This window comes from Pseudomonas sp. GW821-FHT04C07, from assembly GCF_059420325.1.
The window spans coordinates 229,861-244,219 of record NZ_JBWKTM010000005.1; the positions used below are offsets into that span (position 1 = coordinate 229,861).

The following is a 14,359-nucleotide window of genomic DNA, read 5'->3' on the forward strand; positions in this document are numbered from 1 at the left end:
GTGGGAACGATCTACGGACGGTTTTTACTGGTAATAAAAAGGCCCGCATTACGCGAGCCTGTTTTTTCGGGGGAGAAGAGGGCTAATCAGCCCGCCACCAGCACCCGAATCGCTTCCAGACGCAATGCCGCTTTGTCGAGCATGGCCAGGCCTTGCTCGCGTTGCCGGCGCAGGGCGACCAGTTCGCTGTCGCGCACAGTCGGGTTGACCGCTTGCAACGCGGTCAGACGCGCCAGTTCTTCGTCGGTATCGGCAGCCAGACGACGTTGCGCTTCAGCAACCCGTTCGGCGTGGCGAGGCGTGATCTTCTCTTCGCCAGCGTTGATCCTTGGCGTCAGCTGATCGCGCTGGGCCTGGACAAACTTGTTGGCGCTGGCTCGTGGCACGCTTTCCAACTGGTCGTTCAAGGTCTCGAAGGAAACCCGGGTCGACAAGTCATTGCCATTGGTATCGAGCAGGCAGCGCAGGGCGGCCGGCGGCAGGTAACGACCCAGTTGCAGCGAGCGTGGAGCAACCACTTCGCTGACGTAGAGCAGTTCCAGCAACACGGTGCCTGGTTTGAGCGCCTTGTTCTTGATCAGAGCGACAGCGGTGTTGCCCATCGAACCGGACAGCACCAGGTCCATGCCGCCTTGCACCATCGGGTGTTCCCAGGTAATGAACTGCATGTCTTCGCGAGACAGCGCCTGGTTGCGGTCGTAGGTGATGGTCACGCCTTCGTCGTCGCCCAGCGGGAAGCTGGCGTCGAGCATTTTTTCGCTTGGTTTGAGGATCAGGGCGTTTTCCGAATGGTCTTCGCTGTCGATGCCAAAGGCGTCGAACAGGGTTTCCATGTAGATCGGCAGGGCGAACTGATCGTCCTGTTCGAAGATCGCCTCGACCAGCGCATCACCTTCGCCGGCGCCACCGGAGTTGAGCTCCAGCAAACGGTCGCGACCGGTGTGCAGCTCGCTTTCCAGATGCTCACGAGCTGCGCGCGCTTCGTCGATCAGGGCTTGCCATTCGCCGTCATCGGCGCTTTCGAGCAGCGGCAGCAGGCGCGGGCCGAACTGATGCTGCAGGGCGTTGCCGGTCGGGCAGGTATTGAGGAAGGCATTCAGCGCTTCGTGGTACCACTGGAACAAGCGCTCTTGCGGGCTGGTTTCCAGGTATGGCACGTGCAGCTCGATGACGTGTTTCTGGCCGATCCGGTCAAGACGGCCGATCCGCTGTTCCAGCAGGTCCGGGTGCGACGGCAGATCGAACAGAACCAAATGATGGGAGAACTGGAAGTTGCGGCCTTCACTGCCTATTTCCGAACAGATCAGTACCTGAGCGCCGAACTCTTCATCGGCGAAGTAGGCCGCAGCGCGGTCACGCTCCAGGATATTCATGCCTTCGTGGAAGACCGTGGCCGGAATGCCGGAGCGCACGCGCAGGGCGTCTTCCAGGTCCATTGCGGTTTCAGCATGGGCGCAAATCACCAGTACTTTGGTGCGCTTGAGCATCTTCAACGTGTCGATCAGCCATTCGACCCGCGGGTCGAAGCGCCACCAGCGCTCTTCTTCGTTGGCGTCCGGCTGGGCCTGGAAGCTGACTTCCGGGTACAGCTCGGCGTGTTCGCCCAGCGGCAGCTCGAGGTATTCGTCCGGGCACGGTAGCGGGTATGGATGCAGCTTGCGCTCCGGGAAGCCCTGTACGGCGGCGCGGGTATTGCGAAACAGTACGCGGCCGGTGCCGTGGCGGTCCAGCAGCTCACGGACCAGACGGGCGCTGGCTTCAGCGTCTCCATCGTTGACGGCGGCGAGCAGGGCTTCACCTTCGTCGCCGAGGAATCCTTGAATGGTTTTGTGCGCTGCCGGGGACAAACGGCCATGATCCAGCAGCTCCTGAACGGCTTCGGCCACCGGGCGATAGTTATCGCTTTCGGCGCGGAACGCGTTCAGGTCATGGAAGCGGTTCGGATCGAGCAGGCGCAGACGAGCAAAGTGGCTGTCCTGACCCAGCTGCTCCGGGGTTGCGGTGAGCAGCAAAATGCCGGGAATGACTTCAGCCAGTTGCTCGACCAGTGCGTACTCCGGGCTGACCTGGTCTTCGTGCCAGACCAGATGGTGGGCTTCGTCGACTACCATCAGGTCCCAGCCGGCAGCGAACAGCGCGTCCTGAGCCTTCTCGTCTTCAACCAGCCACTCCAGCGCCACCAGCGCCAGTTGAGTGTCTTCGAACGGGTTGGCAGCATCGCTTTCGATAAAGCGTTCAGCATCGAACAGCGCAACCTGCAGGTTGAAGCGGCGTCGCATTTCCACCAGCCACTGGTGCTGAAGGTTTTCCGGAACCAGGATCAGCACGCGATTGGCGCGGCCCGAGAGCAGTTGACGATGGATCACCAGACCGGCTTCGATGGTCTTGCCCAGGCCTACTTCGTCGGCCAGCAGAACCCGCGGCGCGATACGGTCAGCGACTTCACGGGCGATATGCAGCTGGTGCGCGATCGGTTGCGCACGCACGCCACCCAAGCCCCAGAGCGACGATTGCAGCTGGCGGCTGGTGTGTTCGAGGGTGTGGTAACGCAGGGAGAACCACGCCAGCGGGTCGATTTGCCCGGCGAACAGCCGGTCGCTGGCCAGGCGGAACTGGATGAAGTTCGACAGTTGGGTTTCCGGCAGGGTAACCACTTCGTTCTGCGCGTTGAGCCCGTGGTAGACCAGCAGGCCGTCGAGGTCGTCGACTTCGCGCACGGTCATTTTCCAGCCTTCGAAGTGAGTGATCATGTCACCCGGCGAGAACCTCACGCGAGTGAGGGGCGCATTCCGAAGCGCATACTGACGAGTGTCGCCAGTGGCCGGATAGAGCACGGTCAGCAAGCGACCGTCCTGTGCCAGAACGGTGCCTAAACCTAGCTCGGCTTCGCTGTCACTAATCCAGCGTTGCCCCGGTTGATACTGCTGCGCCATGCTGCCTGACTCCCGCCTTGAAAAAGCCGACTATCTTAACGGATCGACGCCTTCAGAGCCAAAGGACTCTCATAAAAACTAATAAGCGTGGAAGGTAGCGCATTAAGGCATTCGCCGAGATGCAGGGCATGAGTGGCGACGACCGGGTCACAAGTTTGCGACCGATGGCTCAAGTCGTTACCCCGGCGGCCGACAGCCTGCTGACAGGAGACTACTAATTATGCTGCCACCGATGCTCCCCTTGAGTTCCGTGCCGATCACCTCTCAACAGGATCCTGTCCGGCCCAGACCGGATATTGCGCCTGTCGTGCCGGTGGAACCGAGCTCCAGTGAAAGCACCATCGACCTGCCAAAGCGCGATGCCGAGCATTCAGCTATGTTGTTGCGCGAAGAACAGCGGCGCCAGCAAGAGCGAAACAAGCGCCGCCGTGAAGCCGAAGAAGATTCTGACGAGCACTTGGCGGTGCCTGGCAATGAACTGAATGCGGACAACACCGTCCCTGTAGTGCCGTTGATGGACGAACAACCGCGTCAGGGTTTGTGGGTGGATGTCGAGGTTTGACCTGTTGCGCTTGCAGAGCAATCTGCCATTGGTCATCCCGCTCGCCTGCCTGATATCGCAGGCGCGGGTCGGAAACATCTTGTCGACACATCTATTATTGAGCTCATGTCAATCTCTCGACTGGTCAGCGCCCGCATCACACCGCATTATTGGCAGACCCCGGCGTGCAGTGCGGTTACTGCGTCACTGCTGCGCCTGAATTCGACCGACAGCCAGACGATGCAATCAACGCCATGAGCCAAGACGACAAGCTGATAGACCTGAACTCCGAACGTGCCAAACGCGTGCATGACCTCAATGAAAAGCGTCTGAACGAAGTGCGCCAGGCATTCGAGCAGGCCATGCCGTTGGGAAAACCCAAGAAAAAGCCAAAAAACAAACCGAAGAAGCGTTGAAACACCCAGCATCCATTGATGCAGGTCATTTATTTCCCTCCTTTACGCCCTGTTTCGGGCGCTATTGATCCCGGTCAATTTTCTCCTGCGCCCGATTGGTTAACTTAGCCCCATCGCAACAGGGCAAGTGCAGGAGGCCAGTCATGTTTTTCGACAATGTAGTGATCGCCGGAGTGTCGACAGTCGGCCTCATGGTTCTGTTTTTTGCCGGTTTTGGATTTTTCATCTGGAAAGACGCACATAAGCGCAAAAAACCTTAAGTCTTTCCGGTACACGAGCACGCAAGGCATTTTGGGCGACTTCGGTCGCCCTTTTTTTTTGTGCGCGATACACCGATCAAATGTGGGAGCCGAGCTTGCTCGCGATGGCGGCCTGACAGCCGACCAATCTCTTGCTGGTGTACATATCCGTTTCTGCGGTAACGGCCACTTTAGGTTCCGCCCTTACGGCGGGTCACTTGGAAAAGCCCCAAGTAACCAAGGGCTTTTGCCCTTTTCGTTCGGCCCTTCGCCTAGGCTCAGGGTGCCCTCGCTCCGGTCCTGCTCCGTGGGTCCGCCGCCATCGGCCATCCATGGCCGGGGGCGGCTAACCCGGCATCCATGCCGGGTTGCCCACTGCGCAGAACCTCCTCTCGGCCTCTCGAGGGGGCGGTGCATCAAGATCAAAAGCGAGGCGGCCTGCCGGCCGGCCTGATCTCAAATGCACGCGCTCCCCTGTAGGAGCTGCCGCAGGCTGCGATTTTTCAGGGCTGAACACATTCCCATCGGCATAAAAAAAGGTGCGACCCAAACGGATCGCACCTTTTTTGCAGCAGGTTGAAAATCAGCTGCCGAGGACTTTCGAGGCCAGCCAGAACAAACCGGCCGACAGGGCCACCGTCGCAGGCAGGGTCAGGACCCAGGCCAGCAGGATGGTCTTCACCATTCCGCTTTGCAGACCGCTCTTGTTGGCGACCATGGTCCCGGCAACCCCTGAGGACAGCACATGGGTAGTCGACACTGGCAAGGCGAAGATGTTGGCCATGCCGATGGCGCAGGCAGTGGTGATTTGCGCCGACATGCCCTGGGCATAGGTCATGCCTTGCTTGCCGATCTTCTCACCAATGGTCAGCACCACACGTTTCCAGCCGATCATGGTGCCCAGGCCCAAGGCCAGTGCAACCGCGAGAATCACCCAGAAAGGTGCGTACTCGGTGGTGGCGGTCAGGTCTTTACGCAGTTTGTCCAGGTCGGCTTTTTCACGGGCATCGAGGCTCGGCAACTTGCCGACTTTCTTCGCCGTATCGTCCAGGCAAAGCAGGTAGCGGCGTACTTCGATGCGGCTTTCGGCCGGCAGCGAGTGATAGTCAGCGACACCTTTGAGAGTGCTCAGGAGGGCGGAAATGGTCGGTTCGGTCTGTTGCGGGTTGCAGCGGAATTCCCCCGGCAAGTCGTCTTTAACGCTTTTGCCCAGCGCCAGGAATTCCCCCAGAGAATCGCTGTTGCGCTGATAGAACTGGCTCAGGTGCAAAGTCGCGTCACGGGTGCGTTCGATCTGGTAAGTGGTGCTGCCCAGATCGAGAACGAACTGGCTCGGAACGATGCCGATCAGCACCAACATGATCAGGCCTATGCCTTTTTGACCATCGTTGGAGCCGTGCACAAAACTTACAGCCATCGCGGAAACGACCAGTACCAGACGGTTCCAGAACGGCGGATGCTTCTTGTCATCGATCTGGCGGCGTTGGTCCGGGGTCTTGTGCATCTTTGACAGCGGACGCCACCATTTCAGACCTACCAGCACCAGGCCGGCCACGATGAAGCCGGCTACGGGCGAAAACACCAGCGATGAGCCGATATCAATCGCTTTCTGCCAGTTCACGCCATCCGCCAGCGGGATATCGTTGAGCAGTGCGTTTGCCACGCCCACACCGAGGATCGAACCGATCAGGGTATGCGAGCTGGAGGCCGGGATACCGAAGTACCAGGTGCCCAGGTTCCAGGTAATGGCGGCGGCGAGCAACGAGAACACCATCGCCAGCCCGTGGCCGGTGTTCACATTGATCAACAGCTCCACCGGCAGTAAGTGGACGATTGCATAGGCCACGCCGACCCCGCCCAGCAATACACCGAAGAAGTTGAACACACCGGAAAAGAATACTGCCAGATGGGGCGGCATGGCTTTGGTGTAGATGACAGTGGCCACCGCGTTAGCGGTGTCATGAAAGCCGTTGATGAACTCGAAGGCGAGGACAAAGGCCAGGGCGAGCAAGAGGCTCACAAGCACCCAAGCATCCAGTCCGCTGAATAAATCGATCATGAAGGTTTTCTGACCCGGTCGTAAGGGGGCGCGATTATGCCAGAAAACACTGGTAATCAATGCACTAGCTGCTCATCGGTAACATTCTTCAACGAATTAGTGTGTAGGAGGACCCTAAAACCGTGGTTTTTGCAGGGCTAGGCAAGCCATTGATTTTGTTGGCGATGATCGAATGGCTGGAGGTTTTCTTGATTCAGTGAGAAGCCGAAAAAGTTATATGAAATTTCAGCTGGAGGGCTAGCCATGAGCCATTTGCCTCATCCGGTTGGGCTGAGGTGGCAACCGCTTGCTTGTAGCGAGCAGTATAGGGGCGACGATCCGGCCAGCTTTTATCTGGCAGGGACGTGACCAGCCCTGAAGGATTCAAGCCTGAGCGGTCATCGCTCTTCGGCTTTGAGTTCCTTTTCCATTTTCTGCAGTTCTTGAGTAAACGCCTGGTCGAGAATGCTGGCGCGTTTACGCCATGGCTTGCGTTCTGGTTCAGGCTGGGCGGCGTAGGTGGTGACCTCCCCGCCGTAAACATCCTTGTAACGTTGTTCCTGGCGCTCAAGTTCCGCGCGCAGTTCGTCTTTCGTCACATTGTTACCTAATCGAGTTGAGATAAATTCTGGTGATACGCAATACAACGTTGATGTTTATCAAATCCTGTCACAGATCCGGCCAATAAAGGTCTCGGCTTTGGCAGCGATCCGCTAAACAGCGTCCTTGTTGCATGCGGCCACGGCACCAGAGAAGAACAGCTGCCGTGAAACAGTTTTCTTTTTTTTTTTTGCAAGCGCCGCGGCTGATATTTGAATGAGCCGCCAGGCGGTTGCTACAGGATACGCCATGGGACCGTGCGTAGCCTGATGATTGAATCCGATGGCGTAGAGAAACCGCGCGCCACACAGGATGCATTATAACGGTCGATCTGAATAACACTATCGCCAAGAAGTTAAAAACCGTCAACTTTGTATGATGGTTTTGTTACTGGGAAGTTTTATCGGCAAGTGGACTCTTTGCTGGCGCAGTGTTGCTTTCTGTTTTCTGACGACAACAAAACGCACAAGTTGTAAGGGGGGCAAGAAGCTGGCTTCCAGGGGGGATGCCGGCTCATCCAGAAAGTGTGAGCTCCTGTAAATCAGCGGTTCCCGGCATGACTGTGCCTGAGAAGAAATCCGTCGCTTCGGCGATAGGGTGCAATTGCGATTATCGATTGATGGTTCGATAATCGCCCAACGTTGACTGCCCGTAGCTTGTATATGCACTGCGCAGCAGCCTGTAATAGAAGCCGATCCAGGTGAAAAGGACCTGAAATGAACGATCAATTGCGCAATTCTTTCGCTTCAGTGGCCCCGCCAATCGTTGCCTCACCGGCCAAGCGGATCCAGGCATTTACCGGCGACCCGGATTTCATGACCTCACTGGCGCGTGGTCTGGCTGTGGTGCAGGCCTTCCAGGAGCGCAAACGCCATCTGACCATTGCCCAGATCAGCCATCGCACGGAAATTCCCCGGGCGGCGGTGCGCCGTTGTCTGCATACCTTGATCAAGCTCGGTTATGCGACCACCGATGGGCGCACCTATTCGCTGTTGCCCAAGGTGCTGACCCTGGGCCACGCCTACCTGTCCTCGACGCCGCTGGCGGTTTCGGCCCAGCCTTATCTGGACCGCATGAGCGAGCAGCTTCATGAGGCCTGCAACATGGCCACGCTGGAGGGCGATGATATTTTGTATATCGCCCGCTCGGCGACGACTCAACGACTCATCTCCGTTGATCTGTCGGTGGGCGGACGTCTGCCGGCCTACTGTACCTCCATGGGACGGATCCTGCTGGCAGCGCTGGACGACGCTTCGCTTCACGACTATCTCGATCATGCCGAGTTGCAAGCCAAGACCAGTCGCACCTTGCACACCCCCGAAGCGCTGTTCGAATGCCTGCAACAGGTCCGTCAGCAAGGCTGGTGCATCGTCGATCAGGAGCTCGAGCAGGGCCTGCGTTCCATCGCCGTACCGGTGTACGACGCTTCCGGGCAAGTACTTGCCGCGTTGAACGTCAGCACCCACGCCGGACGCGTGAGCCGCAATGAGCTTGAACAGCGTTTTCTGCCTGGCCTGCTGAGCGCCAGTCGCGATCTGAGCGCGCAGTTGTTTGCCTAGGTTCTACAGGTCCGTATCTGTGCGTTTACCGAACAGATACGGGTTTGGCGAATTGACGCTGTTTCCCTTGCTTCATTAATGTCGCGGCAGCGTCATCCGGCGTTGTTGGTCATCTGCCATCAGCCGGACGACGACCCAATAATAATGAAGAGGCCACCCCCGCCATGAGCACTTTCTCCGCCTGCCGTTGCCTGCACCGGTTCTGCCTTCGAGCCCGGGTCGCCTGACTCCGGTATTGCTCCATTTGTGAAATCGCTGACCGTTGTCGGCATCTGTTCGCCTGCGCATCCTGTGTGGAATAAAAATAATGAATCAGCCTCAGTCTGCTGTAGGGAACTGCCTTGATGTGCAGTCCTTTATCAATACCCAACCGCTGTCTCGCTACCAGTGGCGGGTGGTGATCCTGTGTTTTCTGATTGTCTTTCTCGATGGCCTGGACACCGCGGCCATGGGCTTCATTGCGCCAGCGCTGTCGCAGGATTGGGGGATCGATCGCGCCAGCCTCGGCCCGGTGATGAGCGCTGCACTGATCGGCATGGTCTTCGGCGCTCTGGGCTCCGGCCCGCTGGCCGACCGCTTTGGTCGCAAAGTCGTTCTGGTGGGGGCGGTGCTGTTGTTCGGCGTGTTCAGTCTCGCATCGGCCTACAGCAGCAATGTTGACCAACTGTTGATACTGCGCTTTTTGACCGGGTTGGGATTGGGCGCGGGCATGCCGAATGCCACCACGCTACTGTCCGAATACACCCCCGAGCGGCACAAGTCGCTGTTGGTCACCAGCATGTTTTGCGGGTTCAACCTGGGCATGGCCGGTGGCGGTTTCATTTCGGCGAAACTGATTCCGGCGTTCGGCTGGCACAGCCTGCTGATGCTCGGCGGGATTTTGCCGTTAATTCTGACCGTGGTCCTGTTGCTCTGGCTGCCGGAGTCAGCGCGTTATCTGGTGGTGCGTAATCGCGGCACCGACAAAGTCCGCAACGCGCTGGCGCCAATCGATCCGGCCACCGTCGCTCAGGCCGCCAGCTTCAGCGTGCCAGAACAGAAAACCGTGAAAGCCCGCAATGTGTTCGCGGTGATTTTTTCCGGTACCTACAGCACTGGAACCTTGCTCTTATGGCTGACCTATTTCATGGGGCTGGTCATTGTCTATCTGTTGACCAGTTGGCTACCGACGCTGATGCGTGACAGCGGCGCGAGTATGGAGCAGGCCGCGTTCATCGGTGCGTTGTTCCAGTTCGGCGGAGTGCTCAGCGCGGTTGTCGTGGGCTGGGCGATGGACCGCTTCAACCCGCACAAAGTCATCGGCATTTTCTACTTGTTGGCCGGGGTCTTTGCCTACGCTGTTGGGCAGAGCCTGGGCAACATCGCACTGTTGGCGACCCTGGTGCTAGTTGCCGGCATGTGCGTCAACGGTGCCCAATCGGCGATGCCGTCGCTGGCAGCGCGCTTCTATCCGACCCAGGGTCGGGCGACCGGTGTGTCGTGGATGCTCGGTATCGGTCGTTTTGGCGCAATTCTCGGTGCCTGGATGGGCGCGACGCTGTTGGGCCTGGGCTGGAACTTCGAACAAGTGCTGACCGCACTGGTGATTCCGGCAGCGCTGGCGACGACGGCGGTGGTGATCAAGGGCATGGTCAGTCATGCAGATGCGACCTGACTGCAGGGTTTTTCAGATCGTTCCCACGCAGAGCGTGGGAACGATCAATCTGATCAAACGCGTAACCGATAGCTAGGCAACAATATGTTCGATTATCGAACGCTTAGTCGATTATCGGATTGTTTGGCGTTTTTTAGAGGCTTAATCTTCAGTCACTCCGGCGCTGCTCATCGCGCCTTTTCTTCCACGTCGGTTTACTGAATTCGGGAGTCCACCCCCATGGCTGAAATCCTTTCGCTGCACGAAGCGGTGAAGCAATTCGTCAACGACGGCGATACCGTCGCGCTCGAAGGCTTCACTCACCTGATTCCAACGGCGGCAGGTCATGAAATCATTCGCCAGGGCAAGAAAGACCTGACCCTGGTGCGGATGACGCCTGACCTGATCTACGACCAGTTGATTGGGGCCGGTTGTGCTCGCAAGCTGATTTTCTCCTGGGGTGGTAACCCGGGCGTCGGTTCTCTGCATCGGTTGCGTGACGCGGTCGAGAAGCAGTGGCCGCATGCGCTGGAAATCGAAGAACACAGTCACGCCGACCTTGCCAATGCCTACGTTGCTGGCGCCTCCGGCCTGCCGTTCGCGGTATTGCGGGCCTACGCCGGTTCCGACTTGCCGAAGGTCAACCCGCTGATTAAAAGCGTGACCTGCCCGTTCACCGGAGAAGTGCTGGCGGCGGTGCCTTCGGTGCGCCCGGACATCACGGTGATCCATGCCCAGAAAGCCGACCGTAAAGGCAACGTCCTGCTCTGGGGCATCCTCGGCGTGCAGAAAGAAGCGGCACTGGCGGCCAAACGCTGCATCGTCACCGTCGAAGAAATCGTCGACGACCTGAAGGCACCGATGAATGCCTGTGTCTTGCCGACTTGGGCCCTGAGCGCTGTGTGCCACGTGCCAGGCGGCGCACATCCGTCCTACGCCCACGGTTACAGCGAGCGTGACAACCGTTTCTACCAGGCCTGGGACCCGATTGCCCGCGACCGTGAAACCTTCACCGCCTGGATCAACGAATACATCCATGGCAGCGCTGACTTCAGCGAATTCCAGGCCAAACTGGCCCGCGCTTCGGAGGCTAAATAATGGCTTACACCACCAATGAAATGATGACCGTCGCCGCCGCCCGCCGTTTGAAGAACGGCTCTGTGTGCTTCGTCGGCATCGGTCTGCCTTCCAAAGCAGCCAACCTGGCGCGGTTGACCTCCTCGCCGGACGTGGTGCTGATCTACGAGTCTGGCCCGATTGGCGCTAAACCCACTGTACTGCCGCTGTCCATCGGTGATGGCGAGCTGGCGGAAACCGCTGATACCGTCGTGCCGACCGGTGAGATTTTTCGCTATTGGTTGCAGGGTGGGCGCATCGACGTTGGCTTTCTCGGTGCCGCGCAGGTTGACCGCTTCGGCAACATCAATACCACCGTGGTGGGCGACTATCACCAGCCAAAAGTCCGCCTGCCCGGTGCTGGCGGTGCGCCAGAAATCGCCGGTTCCGCGAAAAGCGTGCTGATCATCCTCAAGCAATCGGCCCGTTCGTTTGTCGACAAACTCGACTTCATTACCTCGGTCGGCCATGGCGAAGGCGGCGATTCGCGCAAACGCCTCGGCTTGCCGGGCGCCGGGCCGGTGGGGATCATTACCGACCTGTGCATCATGGAACCGGAAGCTGTCAGCCACGAATTCGTGGTCACCGCACTGCACCCTGGCGTGACCCGTGAGCAGGTGATCGCGGCTACCGGTTGGGCCATTCGCTTCGCCGATCAGGTTGAACACACCGCCGAACCGACCGAGGTCGAGCTGACCGCCTTGCGCGATCTTGAAGCGCGTACCGCAGCCGCCCACGGCCAAGCACCGGGAGAAGCCTGATGCGCGAAGTCTTTATCTGTGACGCGATCCGTACCCCCATCGGCCGTTTCGGTGGTGGTCTGTCGGCCGTGCGCGCTGACGACCTGGCCGCCGTGCCGATCAAGGCGTTGATGGAACGCAACCCCTCGGTAGACTGGAGCGCGGTGGACGAAGTGTTTCTCGGCTGCGCCAACCAGGCTGGCGAAGACAACCGCAACGTCGCACGCATGGCCTTGCTGTTGGCCGGTTTGCCGGAGAGTATTCCGGGCGTGACGCTCAACCGTCTCTGCGCTTCGGGCATGGACGCCATCGGTACGGCCTTTCGGGCGATTGCCAGTGGCGAGATGGAGTTGGCGATTGCCGGTGGCGTCGAGTCGATGTCCCGCGCACCGTTCGTCATGGGCAAGGCTGATGCGGCCTTCTCGCGCAACATGAAACTGGAGGACACCACCATCGGCTGGCGCTTTATCAACCCGTTGATGAAGGCTCAATACGGCGTCGATGCGATGCCGCAGACCGGCGACAATGTCGCCGATGATTACCGGGTTTCCCGCGCCGATCAGGACGCCTTCGCCCTGCGCAGTCAGCAACGTACTGCGGCGGCACAAGCCGCCGGATTCTTCGCTGAAGAAATCGTCCCGGTGCGTATTGCCCACAAGAAGGGCGAGACTGTGGTCGAGCAGGACGAGCACCCACGTGCCGACACCTCGCTGGAAACCCTGAGCAAACTCAAACCGGTGAACGGTCCGGATAAAACCGTCACAGCGGGCAACGCTTCGGGTGTCAATGACGGTGCGGCGGCATTGATTCTGGCCTCGGCCGAAGCTGTGAAGAAACATGGTCTGACTGCTCGGGCCCGGGTGTTGGGCATGGCCAGTGCCGGTGTCGCACCACGGGTAATGGGCATCGGCCCGGTGCCGGCGGTGCGCAAATTGACCGAGCGCCTGGGTCTGGCCGTCAGCGATTTTGACGTGATCGAGCTCAATGAAGCCTTCGCCAGCCAGGGTTTGGCGGTGTTGCGTGAACTGGGTCTGGCCGATGACGCTGCGCAGGTCAACCCAAACGGCGGTGCTATCGCTTTGGGCCATCCGTTGGGCATGAGCGGTGCGCGATTGGTGCTGACGGCTTTGCATCATCTGGAAAAGACCGGCGGCAAAAAAGGCCTGGCGACCATGTGTGTCGGCGTGGGTCAGGGTCTGGCCTTGGCGATCGAGCGCGTTTGACAGGTCGCTGCTGACTTACAAGAAAAGAGGAATGATCGATGACTGACAAGCCTGGTTACCGTCGCCCCCAAGCGGGCACCCAGCCGGAGTATCTGCACCCGGCTTACAAATCCACCAACAGTCGCTCGCCGTCCAAACCGTTGGTGTTTTTGCCTCATTCGTTGTCGGAAATCACCGGCCCGACTATCGGTGCTGATTACCTGCAAGACCAGGATAACGACCTCACCGCCCAGCACCAGGGCGAGCCACTGGGTGAGCGGATCATCATTCACGGCCGCGTACTGGATGAAGATGGCCTGCCGGTGCCAGGGATCTTGCTGGAAATCTGGCAGGCCAATGCCGCCGGTCGCTACAACCATGAGCGCGATCTGCACGATGCACCGCTGGACCCGAACTTCACCGGCACCGGACGCACCGTCACCGACGCGGATGGCTGGTACCAGTTCCAGACCATCAAGCCTGGCGCCTACCCTTGGGGCAACCACCACAACGCGTGGCGCCCGGCGCATATCCATTTTTCGCTGTTCGGCCCGAGCATCCTCACCCGCCTGGTGACCCAGATGTATTTCCCCGGCGATCCGCTGCTGGCCTATGACCCGATCTACAACTGCGTACCCGATACCCGCGCCAAAGAGCGCTTGATCGCCAGCTTCGACTTGGAAAAAACCATCCCTTCCTATGCCCTCGGTTATCGCTGGGACATCGTTTTGCGCGGCCGCGAAGCCACGCCGATGGAGAAATAAGATGACGCTCAATGCGACCACTTCACACACCGTCGGCCCGTACTACCACATCGGTCTGACCTGGCTGAACCGTGAGGACATGACGACGCCCGAGACATTGGGCGAGCGCGTGGCGATCACCGGGCAGGTCATCGATGGCAATGGCGATTTCGTCAATGACGCGATGCTGGAAGTCTGGCAGGCCAACGCTGCCGGCAAGTACGACCATGTCGAAGACGATCAGGACAAAGCCCTGGACCCGAATTTCGAAGGTTTTGGCCGGGTGCCGGTGGATGCCGAAGGGCGCTTCCGTTTCACCACCATCAAACCAGGCACGGTACCGGGCCTCAATGGCACGACCCAGGCGCCGCATCTGGTGGTGCTGGTGTTCGCTCGCGGGCTGGTCAAACACTTGCTGACGCGCATCTACTTCGACGGCGAACCGGCCAACGCAGCCGACCCGCTGCTCGAATGTGTCCCGGCAGAGCGTCGCCGTACGCTGCTGGCCAAGGCGGATGCGTCAGGCACTTATCAGTGGAACGTGATCCTACAGGGGACGGATGCCGAGACGGTGTTTTTCGATTACTGAGTGATCGTTC

13 protein-coding genes are annotated in these 14,359 nt (G+C 59.2%); 10 read left to right on the plus strand and 3 right to left on the minus strand.

Annotated elements, in window-relative coordinates; all coding sequences use genetic code 11:
• Positions 1-86 precede the first annotated feature (86 nt).
• Positions 87-2,933: an RNA polymerase-associated protein RapA gene (gene rapA, locus AC07UI_RS11830; protein ID WP_494992648.1), complete on the minus strand. Its 2,847-nt coding sequence runs from the start codon at positions 2,931-2,933 to the stop codon at positions 87-89.
• Positions 2,934-3,153: 220 nt separating this feature from the next.
• Here rapA and AC07UI_RS11835 point away from each other — a divergent pair, with 220 nt between their 5' ends.
• The 3 genes from AC07UI_RS11835 (at position 3,154) to ccoM (ending at position 4,150) form a co-directional block, all read left to right on the plus strand.
• A complete protein-coding gene (locus AC07UI_RS11835; RefSeq protein WP_494992649.1) occupies positions 3,154-3,495 on the plus strand; it encodes an aspartate-semialdehyde dehydrogenase in 342 nt (113 codons plus the stop codon).
• Between the two features lie 233 nt (positions 3,496-3,728).
• Positions 3,729-3,890: a hypothetical protein gene (locus AC07UI_RS11840; protein WP_392886021.1), complete on the plus strand. Its 162-nt coding sequence runs from the start codon at positions 3,729-3,731 to the stop codon at positions 3,888-3,890.
• Positions 3,891-4,033: 143 nt separating this feature from the next.
• Positions 4,034-4,150 (plus strand): cytochrome c oxidase subunit CcoM, encoded by a 117-nt coding sequence (gene ccoM / locus AC07UI_RS11845; protein WP_494992650.1) that lies wholly within the window; start codon positions 4,034-4,036, stop codon positions 4,148-4,150.
• Positions 4,151-4,712: 562 nt separating this feature from the next.
• Here the strand turns inward: ccoM and AC07UI_RS11850 are convergent.
• Together AC07UI_RS11850 and AC07UI_RS11855 are read right to left on the minus strand one after the other, a co-directional pair.
• Positions 4,713-6,188, minus strand: a complete 1,476-nt coding sequence (locus AC07UI_RS11850; protein ID WP_494992651.1) for an inorganic phosphate transporter — start codon at positions 6,186-6,188, stop codon at positions 4,713-4,715.
• Between the two features lie 377 nt (positions 6,189-6,565).
• Complete coding sequence (locus tag AC07UI_RS11855; protein ID WP_494992652.1) at positions 6,566-6,766, minus strand: hypothetical protein; 201 nt, start codon at positions 6,764-6,766, stop codon at positions 6,566-6,568.
• 717 nt (positions 6,767-7,483) lie between these two features.
• Here AC07UI_RS11855 and pcaR point away from each other — a divergent pair.
• The 7 genes from pcaR (at position 7,484) to pcaG (ending at position 14,349) form a co-directional block, all read left to right on the plus strand.
• Positions 7,484-8,326, plus strand: a complete 843-nt coding sequence (gene pcaR, locus AC07UI_RS11860; protein ID WP_494992653.1) for a pca regulon transcriptional regulator PcaR — start codon at positions 7,484-7,486, stop codon at positions 8,324-8,326.
• A gap of 307 nt (positions 8,327-8,633) precedes the next feature.
• Positions 8,634-9,980, plus strand: coding sequence for a 4-hydroxybenzoate transporter PcaK (gene pcaK / locus AC07UI_RS11865; protein ID WP_494992654.1), 1,347 nt, complete (start codon positions 8,634-8,636; stop codon positions 9,978-9,980).
• Positions 9,981-10,199: 219 nt separating this feature from the next.
• Positions 10,200-11,057 carry a CoA transferase subunit A gene (locus AC07UI_RS11870; RefSeq protein ID WP_494992655.1) on the plus strand — a complete coding sequence of 286 codons (858 nt, stop codon included), beginning with the start codon at positions 10,200-10,202 and terminating at the stop codon, positions 11,055-11,057.
• Entirely contained in the window at positions 11,054-11,836 is a 783-nt protein-coding gene (locus AC07UI_RS11875; protein ID WP_494992776.1) for a CoA-transferase subunit beta, read from the plus strand. Before AC07UI_RS11870 ends, AC07UI_RS11875 begins: the two co-directional genes overlap by 4 nt.
• Positions 11,833-13,038 (plus strand): 3-oxoadipyl-CoA thiolase, encoded by a 1,206-nt coding sequence (gene pcaF / locus AC07UI_RS11880; protein ID WP_494992777.1) that lies wholly within the window; start codon positions 11,833-11,835, stop codon positions 13,036-13,038. The genes AC07UI_RS11875 and pcaF overlap by 4 nt, the downstream gene beginning before the upstream one ends.
• Before the next feature lie 38 nt (positions 13,039-13,076).
• On the plus strand, positions 13,077-13,781 hold the full coding sequence (pcaH, locus tag AC07UI_RS11885) for a protocatechuate 3,4-dioxygenase subunit beta (RefSeq protein ID WP_494992656.1): 705 nt from the start codon (positions 13,077-13,079) through the stop codon (positions 13,779-13,781).
• Between the two features lies 1 nt (position 13,782).
• On the plus strand, positions 13,783-14,349 hold the full coding sequence (pcaG, locus tag AC07UI_RS11890) for a protocatechuate 3,4-dioxygenase subunit alpha (protein WP_494992657.1): 567 nt from the start codon (positions 13,783-13,785) through the stop codon (positions 14,347-14,349).
• The last annotated feature ends 10 nt before the right edge of the window (positions 14,350-14,359 follow it).

Bases quoted from the DNA above. Each gene is read 5' to 3' on its own strand.
- pcaG (WP_494992657.1), top strand. From the start codon at position 13,783: ATGACGCTCAATGCGACCACTTCACACACCGTCGGCCCGTACTACCAC.
- AC07UI_RS11870 (WP_494992655.1), top strand. From the start codon at position 10,200: ATGGCTGAAATCCTTTCGCTGCACGAAGCGGTGAAGCAATTCGTCAAC.
- AC07UI_RS11840 (WP_392886021.1), top strand. From the start codon at position 3,729: ATGAGCCAAGACGACAAGCTGATAGACCTGAACTCCGAACGTGCCAAA.
- rapA (WP_494992648.1), bottom strand. From the start codon at position 2,933: ATGGCGCAGCAGTATCAACCGGGGCAACGCTGGATTAGTGACAGCGAA.
- AC07UI_RS11835 (WP_494992649.1), top strand. From the start codon at position 3,154: ATGCTGCCACCGATGCTCCCCTTGAGTTCCGTGCCGATCACCTCTCAA.
- pcaK (WP_494992654.1), top strand. From the start codon at position 8,634: ATGAATCAGCCTCAGTCTGCTGTAGGGAACTGCCTTGATGTGCAGTCC.
- pcaR (WP_494992653.1), top strand. From the start codon at position 7,484: ATGAACGATCAATTGCGCAATTCTTTCGCTTCAGTGGCCCCGCCAATC.
- pcaH (WP_494992656.1), top strand. From the start codon at position 13,077: ATGACTGACAAGCCTGGTTACCGTCGCCCCCAAGCGGGCACCCAGCCG.
- ccoM (WP_494992650.1), top strand. From the start codon at position 4,034: ATGTTTTTCGACAATGTAGTGATCGCCGGAGTGTCGACAGTCGGCCTC.
- AC07UI_RS11850 (WP_494992651.1), bottom strand. From the start codon at position 6,188: ATGATCGATTTATTCAGCGGACTGGATGCTTGGGTGCTTGTGAGCCTC.